The 19,334-nt window shown below is 73.8% G+C and carries 15 protein-coding genes and 1 riboswitch; of the genes, 6 read left to right on the top strand and 9 right to left on the bottom strand.

Annotated features, from left to right (window positions below):
- Window positions 1-75: 75 nt before the first annotated feature.
- Window positions 76-1,335: a D-alanyl-D-alanine carboxypeptidase family protein gene (locus ACZ6AA_RS02225; RefSeq protein ID WP_468450976.1), complete on the top strand. Its 1,260-nt coding sequence runs from the start codon at window positions 76-78 to the stop codon at window positions 1,333-1,335.
- Here the strand turns inward: ACZ6AA_RS02225 and ACZ6AA_RS02220 are convergent.
- From ACZ6AA_RS02220 to ACZ6AA_RS02205, 4 genes are read right to left on the bottom strand one after another with little or no spacing between them, the layout of a single operon-like run.
- Window positions 1,286-2,218 carry a YihY/virulence factor BrkB family protein gene (locus tag ACZ6AA_RS02220; RefSeq protein WP_468450974.1) on the bottom strand — a complete coding sequence of 311 codons (933 nt, stop codon included), beginning with the start codon at window positions 2,216-2,218 and terminating at the stop codon, window positions 1,286-1,288. The genes ACZ6AA_RS02225 and ACZ6AA_RS02220 overlap by 50 nt on opposite strands.
- The gene (locus ACZ6AA_RS02215) at window positions 2,206-2,697 is read right to left on the bottom strand and encodes a GtrA family protein (RefSeq protein ID WP_468450972.1); all 492 of its coding nucleotides are present in this window, start codon (window positions 2,695-2,697) and stop codon (window positions 2,206-2,208) included. Before ACZ6AA_RS02215 ends, ACZ6AA_RS02220 begins: the two co-directional genes overlap by 13 nt.
- Entirely contained in the window at window positions 2,694-3,698 is a 1,005-nt protein-coding gene (locus ACZ6AA_RS02210; protein ID WP_468480427.1) for a decaprenyl-phosphate phosphoribosyltransferase, read from the bottom strand. The genes ACZ6AA_RS02215 and ACZ6AA_RS02210 overlap by 4 nt, the downstream gene beginning before the upstream one ends.
- Window positions 3,691-4,224 (bottom strand): phosphatase PAP2 family protein, encoded by a 534-nt coding sequence (locus ACZ6AA_RS02205; RefSeq protein ID WP_471455771.1) that lies wholly within the window; start codon window positions 4,222-4,224, stop codon window positions 3,691-3,693. The genes ACZ6AA_RS02210 and ACZ6AA_RS02205 overlap by 8 nt, the downstream gene beginning before the upstream one ends.
- A gap of 149 nt (window positions 4,225-4,373) precedes the next feature.
- Between ACZ6AA_RS02205 and ACZ6AA_RS02200 the strand changes: the two genes are divergently transcribed.
- Both ACZ6AA_RS02200 and ACZ6AA_RS02195 read left to right on the top strand, forming a co-directional pair.
- A complete protein-coding gene (locus tag ACZ6AA_RS02200) occupies window positions 4,374-5,759 on the top strand; it encodes an FAD-binding protein (RefSeq protein WP_468450966.1) in 1,386 nt (461 codons plus the stop codon).
- Between the two features lie 359 nt (window positions 5,760-6,118).
- Window positions 6,119-6,874 (top strand): decaprenylphospho-beta-D-erythro-pentofuranosid-2-ulose 2-reductase, encoded by a 756-nt coding sequence (locus ACZ6AA_RS02195; protein WP_468450964.1) that lies wholly within the window; start codon window positions 6,119-6,121, stop codon window positions 6,872-6,874.
- 7 nt (window positions 6,875-6,881) lie between these two features.
- Here ACZ6AA_RS02195 and ACZ6AA_RS02190 read toward each other — a convergent pair whose 3' ends face one another.
- The 3 genes from ACZ6AA_RS02190 to trpS all read right to left on the bottom strand — a co-directional run bounded on the left by ACZ6AA_RS02190 (window position 6,882) and on the right by trpS (window position 9,839).
- Window positions 6,882-8,063: a beta propeller repeat protein gene (locus ACZ6AA_RS02190; RefSeq protein WP_471455768.1), complete on the bottom strand. Its 1,182-nt coding sequence runs from the start codon at window positions 8,061-8,063 to the stop codon at window positions 6,882-6,884.
- A 68-nt stretch (window positions 8,064-8,131) separates the two neighbouring features.
- Window positions 8,132-8,713: a 2'-5' RNA ligase family protein gene (locus ACZ6AA_RS02185; RefSeq protein WP_468450960.1), complete on the bottom strand. Its 582-nt coding sequence runs from the start codon at window positions 8,711-8,713 to the stop codon at window positions 8,132-8,134.
- Between the two features lie 88 nt (window positions 8,714-8,801).
- Entirely contained in the window at window positions 8,802-9,839 is a 1,038-nt protein-coding gene (gene trpS, locus ACZ6AA_RS02180) for a tryptophan--tRNA ligase (RefSeq protein ID WP_468450958.1), read from the bottom strand.
- 155 nt (window positions 9,840-9,994) lie between these two features.
- Between trpS and ACZ6AA_RS02175 the strand changes: the two genes are divergently transcribed.
- Together ACZ6AA_RS02175 and ACZ6AA_RS02170 are read left to right on the top strand one after the other, a co-directional pair.
- The gene (locus tag ACZ6AA_RS02175) at window positions 9,995-10,573 is read left to right on the top strand and encodes an RNA polymerase sigma factor (protein WP_468480587.1); all 579 of its coding nucleotides are present in this window, start codon (window positions 9,995-9,997) and stop codon (window positions 10,571-10,573) included.
- Between the two features lie 5 nt (window positions 10,574-10,578).
- Window positions 10,579-11,493, top strand: coding sequence for a hypothetical protein (locus ACZ6AA_RS02170; protein ID WP_471455765.1), 915 nt, complete (start codon window positions 10,579-10,581; stop codon window positions 11,491-11,493).
- A 962-nt stretch (window positions 11,494-12,455) separates the two neighbouring features.
- Here ACZ6AA_RS02170 and ACZ6AA_RS02165 read toward each other — a convergent pair.
- Window positions 12,456-13,763 carry a serine hydroxymethyltransferase gene (locus ACZ6AA_RS02165; protein ID WP_471455763.1) on the bottom strand — a complete coding sequence of 436 codons (1,308 nt, stop codon included), beginning with the start codon at window positions 13,761-13,763 and terminating at the stop codon, window positions 12,456-12,458.
- A gap of 42 nt (window positions 13,764-13,805) precedes the next feature.
- A riboswitch (ZMP/ZTP riboswitch) is annotated at window positions 13,806-13,897 on the bottom strand.
- Window positions 13,898-14,092: 195 nt separating this feature from the next.
- On the opposite strand from ACZ6AA_RS02165, the gene rocD reads away from it, so the two are divergent.
- Entirely contained in the window at window positions 14,093-15,295 is a 1,203-nt protein-coding gene (gene rocD, locus ACZ6AA_RS02160) for an ornithine--oxo-acid transaminase (protein WP_468480424.1), read from the top strand.
- Between the two features lie 223 nt (window positions 15,296-15,518).
- Here the strand turns inward: rocD and ACZ6AA_RS02155 are convergent, their stop codons facing one another.
- The gene (locus tag ACZ6AA_RS02155) at window positions 15,519-19,229 is read right to left on the bottom strand and encodes an AfsR/SARP family transcriptional regulator (RefSeq protein ID WP_471455760.1); all 3,711 of its coding nucleotides are present in this window, start codon (window positions 19,227-19,229) and stop codon (window positions 15,519-15,521) included.
- Window positions 19,230-19,334 lie beyond the last annotated feature (105 nt).

Here is a 19,334-nt window from a genome sequence, read left to right as displayed (position 1 = left end):
GCAGGCGGCGGGGCGAAGGGAGCCGAGCCGACCTCGGCGGCGATGGCCCCGGAGCGGCCCCGTACGCTTCCGTCCGTGCCTGTCTCGAAAAAGACCGCCGTGCTGCTCGCCACGGCGACGCTGCTGTCCCTGTCGACCGCCACCACCGCGTTCGCCGACGACAAACCGGGCGGTGGATCCGACGAGACGGGCAAGCCGAAGCCGCCCGCCTCGATGTCGACGGTCGGCGGCGCGCGCCTCGGCAAGCCGGGTACGCAGGTGAACCTGAAGGGCGGCGCCCCGGTGCTGCCGAAGAAGCTGTCGGCCCGGTCCTGGATGGTGTCGGACGCCGAGTCCGGCGAGGTCCTCGCCGCGCACAACGCGCACTGGCGGCTCGCCCCTGCCAGCACCCTGAAGATGCTGTTCGCGGACACGGTGCTGCCGAAGTTCCCGAAGAACCAGAAGCACAAGGTCGAGCTGAAGGACCTGGAGGGCGTCGGCGCGGGCAGCAGCATGGTCGGCGTCAAGGAGAACGAGTCGTACTCCGTGCACGACCTGTGGCTCGGGGTGTTCCTGCGCTCCGGCAACGACGCGGTGCACGTCCTCTCGGCGATGAACGGCGGCGTCCCGCAGACCGTCAAGGACATGCAGGCGCACGCCGAGGAGCTGCAGGCCCTCGACACGAACGTCGTCACGCCCGACGGCTACGACGAGAAGGGCCAGGTGTCCTCCGCGTACGACCTGACCCTGTTCGCCCGCTCCGGCCTGCAGAAGAAGGACTTCCGCGAGTACTGCTCGACGGCCACCGCGAAGTTCCCCGGCGCGACGGAGAAGATCAAGAAGGGCAAGAACAAGGGCAAGACGAAGCGTGAGCCCTTCGAGATCCAGAACACCAACCGGCTCCTGACCGGCGACCTGGGCATGGAGCCGTACAAGGGCATCGCGGGCGTCAAGAACGGCTCCACGACGAACGCGGGCAACACCTTCACGGGCGTCGCCGAGCGCGACGGCAAGGTGCTGCTCGTCACCGTCATGAACCCCGACTCCGGCGAGGACCACGCGGTCTACCGGGAGACGGCCCGGCTTCTCGACTGGGGCTTCGCCGCCAGCGGCAAGGTCGCACCGGTCGGCGAGCTGGTCGCCCCCAAGGGCGCGAGCACCGGCTCCGGCAAGGGCGCGCCCAAGGGGCAGGCGGGCGGCGCCGAGAACGCGGCCAGCTCGTCCGACAGCAAGTCCGGCGGCATGGGTGTGGCGCTCGGCGTCACCGCCGGTGTGCTCGCGCTGATCGCGGGCGGTCTGTTCCTGCTCAACCGTCGCTGGCCGCTGCCCGACCTGGTGCGTCGCCGCCGCTCCTGACGGGTTCCGTGGGCTCCGCCGCCGCGGCGGAGCCCGCGCCCCTGCTCGTCGCCGTCCACGCGGCGCAGAAGAGCAGCAGCTTCGCGGTGAAGTTGATCCACAGGAGCAGGGCGACGGGCACGCCGAACGCGCCGTACATGCTCTTCGCCGCGACGCCCTTCATATAGCTGCCGAGCAGCACCTTCAGGAGTTCGAACCCGGCCGCGCCGATCAGCGCGGCGACGAGGAGCGCGCGCCGGGGCGGCTGCACGCCGGGCAGCAGCGTCAGGACGTACAGCAGGAGCAGGAAGTCCGCGAGGACGGCGATGGCGAACGCGAGGACCTGAAGGAGCACGCCCCCGGCCCCGTCCCGGTCGACGCCGAGCTGGTCGGCCGTCCAGCCGACCGCCGTCGAGGCGATGGCGGAGGCGAGCAGCGAGGCGAGGCCCGCGCCGCCGAGCCCGGCGAGCACGCCGAGGTCCTTGAGCTTGCGCAGGACGGGGTTCTCTTCGATGTCTTCGAGCTCCCAGACCGCGCGCAGGCACTCCCTCATGGAGCCGACCCAGCCCACGCCGGTGAACAGGAGCAGCGCGCCCGCGACGAGGCCGACGGTGCCCGCGTTGGCGATCAGGGCGTCCAGGTCGAGCTGGTCGGAGATCCCCGGGACCTGCTCGGAGATCTTGTCCTCGATGCGCTTCACCTGGCTCTCGCTGAGCGTGGCGGCGGAGATCGCGGCGGCCACGGTGATCAGTGGGAAGAGCGCGATGAAGCTGATGAACGTCATCGCGGCCGCGAGCCTGCTCCAGTGGACGCTGTCGAGGCGTTCGTAGGAACGCCATGTGTGCGTGCGCATGAGCCGCTCGACGAGCGGGCCGATGCCGGGGAGCTTCTTCAGCCAGTCCATGTCGTCTGCGTCACCTGTCTCGCCTGCCTCAGCTGTGCGGTTGCCGCGCCCCGGTAACGGAACACCAGGGTCCGGGTACCCCAGAATCGCAGGACAGTGGCCAGTGCCATCCCGATTCCCGCCCCCGACACCGTGTCGGCGCGCCGCGAGGTGAGGCCGAGGCCGTAGTGGGAGACCGCGAGGCACAGGAGCTGGACGAGGGCGCCCGCGATGTTGACGGCGAAGAAGATCCCGTACTGGCGCAGCCGCGAGCCGCCGTCCGGCGCCCGCCGGTAGGTGCCGAGGGCGTTGCCCGTGTACGCCACGCTGCATCCGGCCACGAAGGAGAGGGCCTTGGCGGTGAGCGGGTCGAGGCCGACGGGCCCGCGCAGCCAGAGGAAGAGCCCGAGGTCGGCGGCGTACGCGCACAGACCGACCGCGGCGAACGCGGCAAGCTCGGGCCCGGCGGCCCGCACCCGCCGGACCGGGAAACCCCTCACCAGTCCGCGACCGCGAACCCGTACATGGCGAGCCACACCAGGCCGATCAGGGCGAGCGCGCGGTCGCGCAGGACGACGTCCTCCGGCTCACCGGCCGTGCCGCGGTCGGCGAAGACGGCGTACCGCAGGATCGCGAGGATGAAGGCGACCATCGAGAGCTGCCGCCACGGCAGCAGTCCGTTGCCCTCGATGCCGCCGCTCTCCATCGCCCACAGGCAGTACGCGAGGACGGCGACCCCGGCCGCGAGCTGCCACACGAACCGCAGATAGCCGGTCGTGTACGAGGTGAGCAACGCGCGCGTCGCACCGAGCCGTCGGGGGCGCCCGGCCGCCTCGGCGGCCTCGGCGGCCCGCTCCATCTGCACGGCCTCGGAGTAGCGCTTGGCGGACACCATGAACAGCGCACCGAAGCCGGTGGTGATCAGGAACCAGCGCGACAGCGGGATGCCGAGCGCGACACCGCCGATCATCGCCCGCATCAGGAATCCGGTGGTGACGACGGCGAGGTCGACGACGAGGACGTGCTTGAGGCTGACGCAGTACGCGAGTTGCATCACGACGTACGCGGCCAGGAGCACCGCCGTGAGCGGGGTGCACAGGACGGCCGCGGCGGCGGGCGCGAGGGCGGCGAGCAGCCCGCCGACGGCGTACGCGACGGACACCGGGACCTGCCCGGCGGCCACAGGGCGGCGGCACTTGGTGGGGTGGGCGCGGTCGGCCTCGGCGTCGCGGGCGTCGTTGATGAGGTAGACGGCGGCCGCGGCGGCCGTGAACAGGGCGAAGACCAGGGCGACTTGGGTCAGGGCATGGCGCGAGAACAGCTCGCCCGCGGCCGCGGGGGCGGCGATGACCAGGACGTTCTTGACCCATTGGCGGGGGCGGGCGGTCTTCAGGAGGCCCAGCGGGAGCCCGCCGGGGCCGGGTTTCGGTGCGCGGGGGCCGAGGGGGCCCCGCTGTTCCAGGACGGCGGCTCGTTCGGCGGTGGCGGCTCGTTCAGCCATCGGTCGGGGCTCCCGTCCAGGTCCGGCCCGCGCGGGCGGCGAACGCGCCTAGGGCGGCGCCCGCCGCGACGTCCGACGGGTAGTGCACGCCGACGACCATGCGGGACACGCACATCGCGGCGGCGAGGGGTGGTACGAGGCGGGCTCCGGCCGGGCGCAGCGCGCCGTACGCGACGGCGGCCGCGACGGCCGACGTGGCGTGCGAGCTGGGGAAGGAGTGGCGGCCCGCGGTGCGCACCAGTGGCTCGACGTGGCCGGGCCGCGGCCGTCGCACGATCCGCTTCACGCCCATGCTCGCCAGGTGCGCCGCCGCGGTGAGCGCGGCGGCGCGCAGCCAGCGGGCGCGCCGCTCGCGGTCGAGCGCCGCGCCCGCGAGGCCCCCGGCCAGCCAGAGCGCGCCGTGCTCGCCGCTCCACGACAGGGCGCGGGCGGCGGCGGCCACGCGCGGGTCGCGCCCGCAGTCGCGCAGCGCGGCCAGCAGCCGGAGATCGACGGCACGCAGCACCCCGCTCCCCTCCTCCTCCATAATCCGCTCATTAATCACATATCGACTCTTCTACCAAAACCCTCAATAACTACGGCAATCTTTAATGACACTCCCTCAATCACCCATTTCGGTGAGGAGAGCGACGGAGGTGAGCAACCCCTCCGATAACGGGCGATACGGTCACTGGCATGCCAGCCACCCAGCCCTCAGCCCCCGCGTCCGCCCCGGCGCGCGTCCCCGTCCCCCTCACCGGCTGGGGCAGGACCGCGCCCTCCGCCGCCCACGTGGTGCGCCCCCGCACGCACGAGGAGGCCGTGGCCGCGCTGCGCGTCTGCGCCGAGCGCGGCGGGATCGCGCGCGGGCTCGGGCGCGCGTACGGGGACGCCGCGCAGAACGCGGGCGGCGCGGTCCTCGACATGACGGGCCTGGACCGCGTGCACGTCATCGACGCGGACGCGGGCACGGTCGTGTGCGACGCGGGCGTCTCCCTGCACCGCCTGATGGAAGTGCTGCTGCCGCTCGGCTGGTTCGTGCCGGTGACGCCCGGCACCCGGTACGTCACCGTCGGCGGGGCGATCGGCGCCGACATCCACGGCAAGAACCACCACGTGTCGGGCTCGTTCGCCCGCCACGTCCTGTCCCTCGACCTGCTCACGGCGGACGGCACGGTGCGCACCGTCGAGCCGGGCAGCCCGCTCTTCGACGCGACGGCGGGCGGGATGGGCCTGACGGGGGTGATCCTCTCCGCCGTGCTCCAGCTCCACCCGGTGGAGACGTCCCTGATGGCCGTCGACACCGAACGCGCCACCGACCTCGACGACTTGATGGCCCGCCTCACCGCGACCGACCACCGCTACCGCTACTCCGTCGCCTGGATCGACCTGCTCGCCCGCGGCGCCGCGACCGGCCGCGCGGTCCTCACCCGCGGCGACCACGCCCCCCTCGACGCCCTCCCCGCCCGCGCCCGCACAGCCCCCCTCGCCTTCCGCCCCCGGCAGCTCCCGGCCGCGCCCCGCTTCGTCCCCGAAGGGCTCCTCGGGCGGCGCTCAGTGGGGCTCTTCAACGAGCTCTGGTACCGCAAGGCGCCCCGCTCCCGCACCGGTCAGCTCCAGAAGCTCTCCGCCTTCTTCCACCCCTTGGACGGCGTCCCGCACTGGAACCGCGTCTACGGCCCCACCGGCTTCGTCCAGTACCAATTCGTGGTCGGCTACGGCGCCGAGGAGTCCCTGCGCCGGATCGTCCACCGCATCTCCGCCCACCGCTGCCCGTCCTTCCTCGCCGTCCTCAAACGCTTCGGCGACGCCGACCCCGGCTGGCTCTCCTTCCCCATGCCCGGCTGGACCCTGGCCCTCGACATCCCCGCGAACCTCCCCGGGCTCGCCGCCCTCCTGGACGAGCTCGACACCGAGGTGGCCTCGGCGGGCGGCCGCGTCTACCTCGCCAAGGACTCCCGGCTGCGGCCCGAGGCCCTCACCGCGATGTACCCCCGCCTCCCCGACTTCCGCGCCCTCCGCCAGTCCCTCGACCCCACGTCCCTCTTCCGCTCAGACCTCTCCCGCCGCCTGACCCTCTGACCCCTGGGGCCTCCGCCCCCAGCCCACCCCGGAACGTTTCACCCCACCCGACGCCCGACGACCAGGCCGTTTCACCCCACCCGACGCCCGACGACCAGGCCGTTTCACCCCACCCGACGCCCGACGACCAGGCCGTTTCAGCCCGTCCGGCGCCCGACGACCAGGCCGTTTCAGCCCGTCCGGCGTTTGAGGACGAGGCGCGGAGCGCCGATTCGGCGGCGCCCCCGTCCCACCCGAAGGGGACACCCACCCCCGGGGCCCAGGGGCGAAGCCCCGGTTTCGGGAAGGGGCGGGACTGGGGAATGCCCCGCAGGGCCCACCACCCACACCCACCACCCACACACCCCCCAAGGACCCCCATGAAAGACGCCTTCGGCACCCCCCAGTCCCTCCTGATCCTCGGCGGCACGTCCGAAATCGCCCTGGCCACAGCCACCCGCCTGGCAACCCGCAGAACCCGAAAAATCTGGCTGGCAGGCCGCCCCTCCCCCGCCTTGGAAAAGGCGGCCCAACACCTCCGCGACCTGGGCGCGGACGCCACAACGATCCCCTTCGACGCCCTGGACGCGGAGTCCCACACCCCCACCCTGGCCCCCCTCTTCGCAGAGAACGACATCGACATGGTCCTCCTGGCGTTCGGCATCCTGGGCGACCAGGCGAAGGACGAGGACGACCCCATGGCGGCGGTGAGGGTGGCGCAGACGAACTACACGGGGGCGGTCTCGGCGGGCCTGGTCTGCGCCAGGGCCCTGCAGACGCAGGGCCACGGCTCCCTGGTGGTCCTGTCCTCGGTGGCGGGCGAACGCGCCCGCAGGGCCAACTTCATCTACGGCTCCAGCAAGGCGGGCCTGGACGCCTTCGCCCAGGGCCTGGGCGACGCGCTGCACGGAACGGGCGTACACGTCATGGTCGTACGCCCCGGCTTCGTACGGTCGAAGATGACGGCGGGCCTGGAGGAGGCACCGATGGCGACGACGCCGGAGGCGGTGGCGGAGGCCATCGAGACGGGCCTGCGCCGCCGCTCGGAGACGGTGTGGGTACCGGGAGCGCTGCGCGTGGTGATGTCGGCACTGCGCCACGTCCCACGCCCGGTGTTCCGCCGCCTGCCGGTGTGACCCCGGCTCAGCGCTCGTAGACCGCCACCACAGGCAACACCAACGGATTCCCGCTCTGCATCACATACACCTTCCCGCCCCCCACGAACCCCTTGGTCCCGGGCACCCGCCCCACCCCCTCGAACCACAACTGCTGCTTGCCGCTCGCGGTGACCGCGCCGCCGACGGGCAGCCGCTCCCAGGGGACCTTCCGGCAGGACCCGTCGGCGGCGCGGAACCGGTGCCGTTCGAAGAGGAGGCCACCCGCGCCGTCGTGGGCGACGGGCGGCCGCGACAGGCAGGGGTCGGTGTCGGCGTCCGCCTGCTGCCGCCAGCGCGAGCCGTCCCAGCGGAGCAGGACGCGCTCGGCGGGCGGCCCGGTCGGCGACTCGCCCTGGTCGAAGGAGTGCATGCCGTACGCCCACACCTCGTCGCGGGACACGGCGAGCACCCCGTCGAGGGAGGCGCCGGGCCCCGGCGGGACGGGGTCGGGGAAGCGGAAGGCGGGCGTCGGCGTGAGCTTCCAGGCGCGGGCGCGGACGTCCCAGCGCATGGCGGCGGGCTGCGTCTCCTCGCCCCCGGCGCCACCCACCCCGGGCCCGCTGTCGCGGTACCCGACGGCCCACACGTTGTCCCCGGAGCTCCCGTCGAGCCCGTTGGCGACGGCGGGCAGCGAGGTGACGGTCCAGCGGCGGCCGTCCCAGTGCGCGGCCTTCCCGCCGACGAGCGCCCAGGCGTCGTCGGGCGCGAAGGCCTTGAGGTCGCCGACGGCGCCCTGGACGGGCGGCCGCGGGACGGCGCGCCAGCGGGTGCCGTCCCAGCGGGCGATGCGGGAGCCGACCGGGGCCGCCACCCCGTGGAGCCACACGTTGTCGGGCCCGGACGCGTCGAGCCGGGGCTGGGTGATGCGTCCGCCCAGCGCGGCGGGCAGCGGGGTGCGCCGCCACGTGGAGCCGTCGTGGCGCAGCAGGTAGCTGTCGGGCCGCGCCGCGCCCTGGTCGGCGCCCGCGGCCCAGATGTCGTCCTCGGCGGCGGCCACGACGGCCTCCACCGTGCCCCTGGCCCGCTTGTCGATGTGCACGATCTTCCAGGAGCCACGCTTGGCTGCACCCGGCCCGCCCGACGCGCGCGATCCGTCCGCGTCGCCTGCGGAGCCACCGCCGTCCCCGCCGCACCCGGCCAGGAGCAGCGCTCCGGCGATCGCGCTCACCACGGCTCTGTACGCCTTCACCGAAGCCCCCGTCCGGCACCTCCCGGGTCTCCCCGAGTCCCGCCCGGTCAGCGGGCGGGCAGCGTACCCCGCGCGGCGGGAGCGCCCGCCTGCGGGGGAACCGTCGTCCCCCCGAAGACGAATTCGCGCAGCTTGCGCCAGACGCCGTCGGCCCCCTGCTCGTACAGCGCGAAGCCGGTGCAGGGCCACTCGGCCTCGTACCCGGCGAGCTCCTCGTAGGCCCGGTCCATGGCCTCTTCGGCGATGCCGTGGGCGACGGTGACATGCGGGTGGTACGGGAACTGCAGTTCCCGTACGAGCGGACCCGAGGTGTCGCGGACTCTCTCCTGGAGCCACGAGCAGGCCGAGCCGCCCTCGACGACCTGTACGAACACAACGGGCGACAGCGGCCGGAAGGTTCCCGTCCCGGAGAGCCGCATCGGGAACGGGCGCCCCGCGGCGGCGACCGCCGTCAGGTGGTCCTCGATGGCGGGCAGCGACCCGGACTCCACCTCGGTCGGCGGCACCAGCGTGACGTGCGTGGGGATGCCGTGGGCGGCGGGGTCCCCGAAGCCGGCGCGCAGCTCCTGGAGCAGGCTGCCGTGTGGCTCCGGGACCGCGATCGACACACCGATCGTTACGGTCCCCACGTCGTACTCCTGTCGTCGTGTTGGTGGGCAGGGGTCGCCGCCGTGCCGGACGGCGGGGTGGTGCTCGGTCGGGTCGCTCGGGTCGAGCTCAGTGCTTGGCGGGCAGGAAGCCCACCTTGTCGTACGCCTGGGCCAGGGTCTCCGCCGCGACGGCACGAGCCTTCTCCGCGCCCTTGGCCAGGATCGAGTCGAGCGTCTCCGGGTCGTCCAGGTACTCCTGGGTGCGGTCCCGGAACGGGGTCACGAACTCGACCATGACCTCGGCGAGGTCGGTCTTCAGCGCACCGTAGCCCTTGCCGGTGTACTTCTGCTCAAGTTCCGCGATACCGGTGCCCGTGAGCGTGGAGTAAATGGTCAGGAGGTTGCTGACGCCCGGCTTGTCCACGGGGTCGTACTTGATCACCGTGTCGGTGTCGGTGACGGCGCTCTTGACCTTCTTCGCGGTGGCCTTGGGCTCGTCGAGCAGGTTGACGAGGCCCTTCGGGGTGGACGCCGACTTGCTCATCTTGATCGCCGGGTCCTGCAGGTCGTAGATCTTCGCCGTCTCCTTGAGGATGTACGGCGAGGGGACCTTGAACGTCTGCCCGAAGCGGCCGTTGAAGCGCTCGGCGAGGTCCCGGGTCAGCTCGATGTGCTGGCGCTGGTCCTCGCCGACCGGCACCTCGTTGGCCTGGTAGAGCAGGATGTCCGCGACCTGGAGGACCGGGTACGTGAACAGGCCCACCGACGCGCGGTCGGCGCCCTGCTTGGCCGACTTGTCCTTGAACTGCGTCATGCGGCTGGCCTCGCCGAAGCCGGTGAGGCAGTTCATGACCCAGGCGAGCTGGGCGTGCTCGGGGACGTGGCTCTGGACGAACAGCGTGCAGCGCTCGGGGTCGAGCCCGGCGGCGAGGAGCTGGGCGGCGGCGAGGCGGGTGTTCGCACGCAGGTCGGCCGGGTCCTGCGGGACCGTGATCGCGTGCAGGTCCACGACCATGTAGAAGGCGTCGTGGGACTCCTGGAGGGCCACCCACTGGCGGACCGCGCCCAGGTAGTTGCCGAGGTGGAACGAGCCTGCGGTGGGCTGGATTCCGGAGAGCACGCGGGGTCGGTCACCGGCGGGGAGGCGGGGACGTTCAGAGGCCATGCTCAGCATTCTCTCAGGTGTCGCCCGTTGGTCGGGAACTGGTGCGTGACGGGTGGGAACCGATTCGGTCCGGGCGGTGTACCAAGAGTGTGAGTGCACGGGGGAAGGCTCTTCAGGAGGCTCCGGGGAGCCCTGGGAGCCCGGAGGGGCGGGCGCTGGAGGGGGACGGCATCGGCGTCGACGAGGCGGCGGTCATCGCACGGGTGCGCGCGGGCGAGCCGGAGGCGTACGCCGAGCTGGTGCGCGCCTTCACGGGCGTGGCGTTGCGGGCGGCGGCCGCCCTCGGCGCGGGCTCGGACGCCGAGGACGTGGTGCAGCAGTCCTTCTTCAAGGCGTATCGCGCGCTGGGGCGGTTCCGGGACGGCTCGGCGTTCAAGCCGTGGCTGCTTTCGATCGTCGCCAATGAGACGAGGAACACAGTGCGTTCGGCGGCGCGGCAGCGCTCGGTGGCGGGCCGCGAGGCCGCGCTGACGGAGCCCGAGCCGCTGATAGCGGAGTCGGCCGACCCGGCCGTGGCGGCCCTGGAGCGCGAGCGCCGGGCGGCGCTCCTGGCCGCCCTGGACCGCCTGGGCGAGGACCACCGCCTGGTCGTGACGTACCGCTATCTCCTGGAGATGGACGAGACGGAGACGGCCCAGGCCCTGGGCTGGCCGAGGGGCACGGTGAAGTCCCGGCTGAACCGGGCCCTGCGCAAGCTGGAGCGACTGCTTCCGGAAGGGGGTGAGGGGAGGTGAAGGGCATGGACGGCACGGGTGGTGCGGACGGTACGGGTGGTGCGGACGGCAAGGGCGGCACGGAGGACGTGCGGGGCGCCGGGGGCGCGGGGCGTTCCGGTGCTGCGGGACTGCCCGCGGAGCTGCGGGCGCTGGGGCGCTCGCTGGACCGGCACGCGGGCGAGGAGACGATGGTCGAGCGGGTGCTCGCGCAGATACTGACCGAGGGCGCCGGGGTCCCCGCGCCCGAGCCGCCCGGCCGGGGCGAGCGGCTCCGCCGTGGCCTGCGGCGCGTGCGGCAGGGGCTGCGGGCACGGTGGCGCGCGGTCACCGCGTCCGTGTGCGGGCTGCTGACCGTGCTCGCGCTGACGCCTCCCGTGCGGGCGGCGGTCTTCGACTGGTTCGACTTCGGCGGGGTCGAGGTGCGGTACGACCCGTCGCCGCCGCCGTCCGGCGCCCCCGCGCCGGAGTGCGGCACGCCGTCGGTGTCTCTTGCACGGGCCGAGCGGGAGGCCGGGTTCCGGCCGGTCGTGCCCGGGGCGCTCGGGGAGCCGGACGCGGTGGTGGTGACGCGGGAGCCCGCGGGGCGTTCCCTGATCACGCTGTGCTGGCGCGAGGACGGCCGGACGGTCCGGCTCGACGAGTTCCCGGCCCCGCTCGACCCGGGCTTCACGAAGCTGGTGCCGGGCATGCCCGAGTGGCTCGACCTCGGCCGGGGCACGGCCCTGTGGTTCGCCCGCCCGCACCGCCTCGAATTGTGGCTCCTCGACCCGGACGGCGGGAGCTGGAAGCGGGCGGTGCGGCCCGCGGGCCCGACGCTGCTGTGGACGGACCAGCGGCGGCTGACGCTGCGGCTCGAGGGGGTGGCGTCGAAGGCGCGGGCGACGGAGATCGCGAAGTCGGTGCCGGAGCGCGGTGCGGGGACGGGGCCCGGGAATTAGTTCGGATCGGGTGGCCGCGGAGTGGAACCCGCGGGGCTCGGGCGGTGTACCAGAAGTGAGGCGGCGCGGAGGGACCGTGCCGGGGAGCCGCAGGGGGTCGGACATGCGAACGGCAAGGGGACTGACCGCGCTGGCCGGAGCGCTGGCCGTGGTGCTGCTGTGCGCGCCGTGGGCGGCGGCGGGCGGGCCGACGAGCGTGCTGCTCACCTCACCGGAGAGCGGCGAGACGGCGTCGTTGTACAGAGAGGGGAAGAGGTATGCCGAGTTGGAGACCCTGCTCGGCCCCACGACCAAGGGTGGGCGCGAGCAGCCGCCGGGCCTGGCCCTGGGCTCCACCCGCCAGATCAATGTGACCTGGCTGGTGCACGATGTGCGGCCGTGGCGCGTGGACCGGGTGTATCCGGAGCCGTCGGCGGCGAAGGGCACGGCGATATGGATCCACACGACGACGGCCCCGGAGACGATGCAGGGGTACTGGCACCGCTCCCCGGACCCGTCGGCCCTGCGTTCCCTCCTGAAGGACCTGGGCCTGATGGGCAGGCTGTCGGAGCGCGACCACGCGGGGATCCGCCCCAGCGAGGCGGCGGCGCCGGGGCCGGAGAGCCCGGCACCCGCGCGGGCGGCGGCCCCGGACGCGGACGGCGGAGGCGGCGCGGCCTCCGGCAGCGGGGACTCCGACGCCGGGGACGACTCGGGCTGGCACTGGGCGATACCGAGCGCGGCGGCGGGGGCGGGGGGGGGGGGGGGGGGGGGGGGGGGGGGGGGGGGGGGGGGGGGGGGGGGGTGGTCCTTTCCCCCCCCCCCCCCCCCCCCCCGCGACCACGGGGACGAGCCCCCGCGCCAGGAGCTGCTCGACACCTGAGCTGCCCCGCGCCCTGAGTGGTCCGCGCCCCGAGCGGTCCGAGCCCTGAGCCCGCCCGGCCTCTGAGCCCCCCGCCTCTGAGCGATCCGTGCCGGACCGGTCAGGCCGTGGGCAGGCCCGGGGCCGGGAAGGCGGCCATCAGCTCGGCGACCTCGCCGCGGATCTTCAGGAGGGCGTCCTCGTCGCCGGACCCGGCGGCGCGGACCCCGCGGTCGATCCAGTCGGCGACGGCGGCCATGTGCTCGGTGCCGAGGCCGCGTGATGTCAGGGAGGGGGTGCCGATGCGGACGCCGGAGGGGTCGAACGGCTTCCTGGGGTCGTAGGGGACGGTGTTGTAGTTGACGACGATCCCGGCGCGGTCGAGGGCCTTCGCGGCGACCTTGCCGGGGACGTCCTTGGGGGTGAGGTCCATCAGGACGAGGTGGTTGTCGGTGCCGCCGGAGACGAGGTCGAAGCCGCGGGCGAGGAGGGCGTCGGCGAGGGCCTTGGCGTTGGCGACGACGGCGTGGGCGTAGCTGCGGAAGGAGGGCTGGGCGGCTTCGTGGAGGGCGACGGCGATGGCGGCGGTGGTCTGGTTGTGGGGGCCGCCCTGGAGGCCGGGAAAGACGGCCTTGTCGATGGCCTTGGCGTGTTCCTCGCGGGCCAGGAGCATGGCGCCGCGGGGGCCGCGCAGGGTCTTGTGGGTGGTCGTGGAGATCACGTCGGCGTGCCGCACGGGTGAGGGGTGGGCGCCGCCGGCGACGAGTCCGGCGATGTGGGCGATGTCGGCGACGAGGACGGCGCCGGACTCGCGGGCGATCTCGGCGAAGGCGGCGAAGTCGATGGTGCGGGGCAGGGCGGTGCCGCCGCAGAAGATCAGCTTGGGCCGTTCCTTCAGGGCGAGTTCGCGGACGGCGTCGAAGTCGACGAGCCCGGTGTCCTGCCGCACGGCGTACTGCACGCCGCGGAACCACTTGCCGGTGGCGGAGACGCCCCAGCCGTGGGTGAGGTGGCCGCCCATCGGCAAGGCCATGCCCATGACGGTGTCGCCGGGCTCGGCGAAGGCGAGGTAGACGGCGAGGTTGGCCGGGGAGCCGGAGTAGGGCTGGACGTTGGCGTGGTCGGTGCCGAAGAGGGCCTTGGCGCGGGCGACGGCGAGGCGCTCGACCTGGTCGATGTTCTGCTGGCCCTCGTAGTAGCGGCGGCCCGGGTAGCCCTCGCTGTACTTGTTCTGCAGGACGGTGCCGGAGGCTTCGAGGACGGCGGTGGAGACGTAGTTCTCGCTGGGGATCAGGCGGAGGGTGTCGGCCTGGAGGCGTTCCTCGGCGGTGACGAGGGCGGCGAGTTCGGGGTCGGTGGCGGCGAGGGCGGGGTGCTGGTGGGCAGCGGTCTGGGGAGCAGCGGTCTCTTGGGCAGGGGGCTGCGTCATGGCGTCCTCCGGGGCGAGCGGTGAGAGTGTCCGGTCGTGGTCCCGGGGTGCCCAGGCGGGGCGGCACCTCGAAGGTGTTGCCTCGCACGGCTTCCTCAGGGTCGATTCCCTGTGCGCCAGTCGCCGTGCTGTGAAAAACCAGCCTATCGGGCACTCCACTGTGTCGTGGTCCTTCGTCCATGCCCTTCGTTGAGGATGCGAGCGACGATAGGACAGGACACGTACCTGTCCTGTCAGGTCCTGTCCCGTACCGGAAGAACGCGCACCGCGCCGTGAACAGCCGGAAGAAAGCGCACAACGACGTGCGCACGAGAGAAACGGAGCCCCCCGTGACCGCTACGGAAGACCTCATCTCCTCGGCCGAGGCGCACAGCGCGCACAACTACCACCCGCTGCCCCTCGTGGTCGCTTCGGCGGAGGGCGCGTGGATGACGGACGTGGAGGGCCGTCGCTACCTCGACATGCTCGCCGGGTACTCGGCGCTGAACTTCGGGCACGGCAACCGCCGTCTGATCGAGGCGGCCAAGGAGCAGTTGGAGCGCGTGACGCTGACGTCGCGGGCGTTCCACCACGACCGGTTCGCGGAGTTCTGCGCGCGCCTGGCCGAGCTGTGCGGCAAGGACATGGTGCTGCCGATGAACACGGGCGCGGAGGCCGTGGAGACGGCGGTGAAGACGGCCCGGAAGTGGGGGTACCGGGTCAAGGGGGTGCCGGACGGCCGGGCCAGGATCGTGGTGGCGAGCGACAACTTCCACGGGCGTACGACGACGATCGTCAGCTTCTCCACGGACCCGGAGGCCCGCGCGGACTACGGCCCGTACACGCCGGGCTTCGACATCGTGCCGTACGGCGATCTGGAGGCGCTGCGCGAGGCGGTCACGGACGACACGGTGGCGGTGCTCATCGAGCCGATCCAGGGCGAGGCGGGGGTCCTTGTGCCGCCGCCGGGCTATCTCCCCGGGGTCAGGGAGCTGACCAGCGACTACAACATCCTGTTCATCGCGGACGAGATCCAGTCGGGGCTCGGCAGGACGGGCCGGACGTTCGCGTGCGACCACGAGGGCGTGGTGCCGGACATGTACGTACTCGGCAAGGCGCTCGGCGGCGGGGTCGTGCCGGTGTCGGCGGTGGTGGCGGACGCGGACGTGCTCGGGGTGTTCCGGCCGGGTGAGCACGGGTCGACGTTCGGCGGGAATCCGCTGGCGTGCGCGGTGGCCCTGGAGGTCGTCGCGATGCTGAACACCGGCGAGTTCCAGCAGCGGGCCACGGAGCTGGGCGAGCATCTGCACGCCGAGCTGCGCCTGCTCGTGGGCTCCGGCAAGGTCACGGAGGTGCGCGGGCGCGGTCTGTGGGCGGGCGTCGACATCGACCCGGCGCAGGGCACGGGCCGGGAGATCTCCGAGAAGCTGATGGACCTCGGGGTCCTGGTGAAGGACACCCATGGCTCGACGATCCGGATCGCGCCGCCGCTGGTGATCAGCAAGGAGGATCTGGACTGGGGGCTCGACCAGCTGCGGGCGGTGCTGGGCTAGCGCCGGCCTCGGCTCGGAGGGTGGGGCCGGGCGGGCCCCCACCTCACGGCAGGCCCCACCTCACGGCAGGCCCCGCCTCACGGCAGGCCCCGCCTCACGGCAGGCCCCGCCTCACCGCGGGCCCACCTCGCCCCCGGCCTCGCCTCACCGCGGCCCCCGCGTCGCCCCGGGCGCGCATCGCCCCCCGGGCCCCGGCATGGCCCCAGGCGCCCGGGGACAGGGGCTACCCGGCGGCCTCCGCGACGCCCTTCTCGTACGCGGTCTCGTACGCGGTCTCGTACGCGGCGTCGAAGGCGGTCGGGGCGAGGGCCGTGCGGGAGCGGGTGGTGGCGCGGTCGACGTCGGCGCGTTCGGCCGGGGGCAGGGGGGAGTCCTCGGCGGCGCGGAGGGCGGCGGCCTCGCCGAGGAGGGCGGCGGTGTGGAGGTGGTCGCCGGCGAGCGAGCGGGCGCCCGCGAGGCCTTCGAGGGCGAGGGCCACGGCCCGGTTGTCGCCGGTGCCTCCGGCGACGTCCAGGCCCTCGCGGTGCAGGGCCTCGGCGCGGGCGGCGTCGCCGCGCTGCTCGGCGACGTAGCCGAGCTGGGCGAGGATCAGCGCGTTGCCGGAGTCGACGCCGAAGCGGCGGTTGAAGTCGAGCCAGCGCAGCAGATGGCGTTCGGCGGTGTCGAGGTCGCCGCGGCGGCGGGCGCCGAGGGCCAGGCCCACCTCGGCGAACTGCTGCGCGGGCCGGTGGGACTGCCGGACGGCGAGGCGGGCGGCGCGTTCGTGGTACTCGGTGGCGCGGGTGTCGTCGCCCGCGAGGAGGGCGAGGCGGCCGAGGCGGGACAGGCGGAAGGAGACGTCGATCCAGAGTTCCAGCTCTTCGGCGATGGCCATGCCCTCGTGCTGGAGGCGGGCGGCCTCGTCGTAGTCGGCGGCGATCTCGGCGAGGATGCCGAGCTGTTCGGAGGACTGCAACTGGCCCCAGCGGTCGCCGAGTTCGGCGAAGAGGGCGGCGCTGCGGGTGGCGTTGGCGCGCAGGGCGGGGAGGTCGCCCGAGTAGAGGGCGCGGGTGGCGCGGACGCTGAGGGTCGCGGCCTCGCCCCAGAGGTCGCCCGTAGTACGGAACTCGTCGAGGAGCGCGTCGACGCGGGCCGCCTCCTCCTCGGTGCGTTCGAAGCCGCAGCGGGCGAAGGAGAGGAGCCAGCGGGAGCGGGGGTCGGCGGGGCCCTCTCCGGGGGTGCAGGCCGCGCCGTGGGCGCAGGTTTCCTCGCCGGTGAGGAGGCTGAAGGCGCCGAGGGCGGCGGAGGCTGTGGCTCGGGCTCCGTGCGAGGCGCCGCCCCCATGCGAGCCGCCATCCCTATGCGAGCCGCCCTCCCGGTACGGGGTGACCTCCCCGTTCGGGGTGCCCTCCCGGTGCCGGGTGACCTCCCCGTACGAGGTGCCGACCCCGTGCGAGGTGCCGACCCCACGCAGGGCGCCCTCCCCGTGCCAGGCCCCGCTCCCCTGCCACACCCCCTCCGGGCGTCGAGCGCCCTCCACGCCCTCGCGCAGGCCGAGCGTGTCCTCGCGCAGGGCGAGGCGGAGCCAGCGCTGGGCCTCGCTGAGGCGGCCGCGCAGGAACCAGTACCAGGTCAGGGAGTTGACCAGGCGGAGGGTGAGGGTCGGGTCGGGGTGGCTGGTGGACCAGTCCAGGGCGGCGCGGAGGTTGACCGTCTCGGCGTCCAGGCGGCGCAGCCAGCGGCGTTGGTCGGGGCCCGTGAGGGCGGGGGCGGCGCGTTCGGCGAGGTCGGCGTAGTGGAGGGCGTGGCGGTGGCGCAGGTCGGCCGACTCGCCTGCCTCCGCCAGGCGTTCGAGGCTGTAGGCGGTGACGGATTCCAGCATGCGGTGGCGGAGGGTGCCGTCGGGGGCGGGGGCCGCGGGGGTGAGGAGTGAGCGGTCGGCCAGGCGGGTCACCAGGTCCAGGACGGAGGCGTCCGGCGCGTCGGCCGGGGCGGCGGTGTGCTCGGCCCCGGCCGGGGCCGCGGCGGCGATCTCCTCGCCCAGGACGGCCTCCGCGCTCTCCAGGGTGAAGCCGCCCGAGAACACGGCCAGTTGGCGCAGGGCCTGGCGTTCCGGGGCCGTGAGGAGTTCCCAGCTCCAGTCGATCATCGCCCGCAGGGTGCGCTGGCGGGCCGGGGCGTCGCGGCGGACCTGGTTGAGGAGGCGGAAGCGGTCGTGGAGGCGGTCGGCGAGGGCGTGCACGCCGAGGGTGCGGACGCGGGTCGCGGCCAGCTCCACGGCCAGGGGGATGCCGTCCAGGCGGCGGCAGATGAGGGCCGCCGCCTCGCGGTTGTCGTCGTTCAGGGTGAAGTCGGGGGTGGTGGCTCGGGCTCGTTCCGCGAACAGGCGCAGGGCCTCGTCCTCGGGGAGGGGGGCCACGGGTTCCAGGGTTTCGCCGGTCAGGGCGAGGGGTTCCTGGCTGGTGGTGAGGATGCGGAGGTGGGGGGCCGTGCGGAGGAGGTGGGTGACCAGGTCGGCCACGGGGTCGAGGAGGTGTTCGCAGTTGTCCAGTACGAGGAGGGCTTGGCGGGGGGCCAGGGCTTGGGCCAGGGGGTCCTTCCCCAAGCCCGCCCCTTCCCGAGACCGGGGGCTCTGCCCCCGGGCCCCCGGGTGGGAGTCACCTTCCGGTGGGGCGGCTTGCGTCGATCGGCCTTCGGCCTCGTCCTCAAACGCCGGACGGGCTGACATGTCCTCCTGGGCCGCCAGGCCTGCCGCGTCCTGCTGGGCCGCCAGGCCTGCCGCGTCCTCGCGGATTCCCAGCGCCGCCGCCACCGTCTCCGCCACGCCGTCCTTCGTTCCCGCCAGTTCCACCAGCCAGGCGCCGTCCGGGAGTTCGTCGGCGTGGTCGGCGAGGAGCGTGCGGGCCGCCTCCAGGGCCAGGCGGGTCTTGCCCACGCCGCCGGGGCCCGTGAGGGTCACCAGGCGCGTGGAGCGGACCAGGTCGCGTACGCGGGAGATCTCGGCTTCGCGGCCGATGAGGTCCGTGATGCGGGCGGGCAGGTTCGTGCTCGGCTGGGTCGGAGGGGCGGGGAGCGGTGGGCTCGGCGCGAGCGCGGGTCCGGGTGCGAGCGCGGGTCTGGGTGCGGGTGTGGACGCGGGCGCAGACGTGGACGCGGGTGCGGGTGCGCGTGCGGGTGGCGGAGGGGTGAGGCTCGGGTCCTGGCGGAGGATCGCCTCGTGCAGGGCCGCGATGTCGGGGCCCGGGTCGATGCCCAGGTCGTCGGCCAGGCGGTTACGGAGGTCGTGGTACGCGTCCAGGGCCTCGGTGGGGCGTCCTGCGCGGTAGAGGGCGCGCATGTGGGCCGCGCGGAGGCGTTCGCGCAGGGGCTCGCGGGTGACCGGGTCGGCCAGTTCGTCGGCCAGGAGGGCGTGTTCGCCCAGGTCCAGGCGGAGTTCGGCCAGGGTCTCCGTCGCGGTGAGGCGTTGTTCCTCCAGGCGGGCGGCGGGTGCCTGGGCGAATGCGGCGTCGCGGAAGTCGGCGTAGGCGGGGCCCCGCCAGAGGGACAGGGCTGTGGTCAGGAGTTCCGCCTTGGTACGGGGGTCCGTGCCGTTGGTGTCCGGGGTGGCGTCGCCGTACGCCTGGGTGGTCAGCGCCACGAAGTGGTCCGCGTCCGTCGAGCCCTCGGGGGTCGCCAGGCGGTAGCCCGCGGGGGTGTGGGCCACCAGGTCGCGTCCTGCGGGGTTGCCTGCGGCCAGGGCTCGGCGGAGTTGGGAGATCTTGGTCTGGAGGGAGTTGGTGGGGTTGGAGGGGGTGCGGGTGCCCCATAGGGCGTCGACGAGGGTGTCCACGGGGGTGGGGTGGCCTGCTCGTACGAGGAGGGCTGCGAGTAGGGCGCGCACCTTTGCCTCCGGGACGGGGAGGGGGGTTCCGTCCTCCGTGCGTACCACCAGGGGGCCCAGCACCTCGAATCGCATGGGGTCACCGTATGTGGGCCTCGCGGGGCGCCCCAGGCCCACCCCTTTCCCGAAACCGGGGGCCGCCGCCCCCGGGCCCCCGCCCGTCCTCATGGGGCTTCGCCC

It is taken from the genome of Streptomyces sp. NPDC040610, assembly GCF_055594065.1.
The sequence above is the reverse complement of the archived record's forward strand: the minus strand, read 5'-3'. Positions and strand labels throughout refer to the sequence as shown.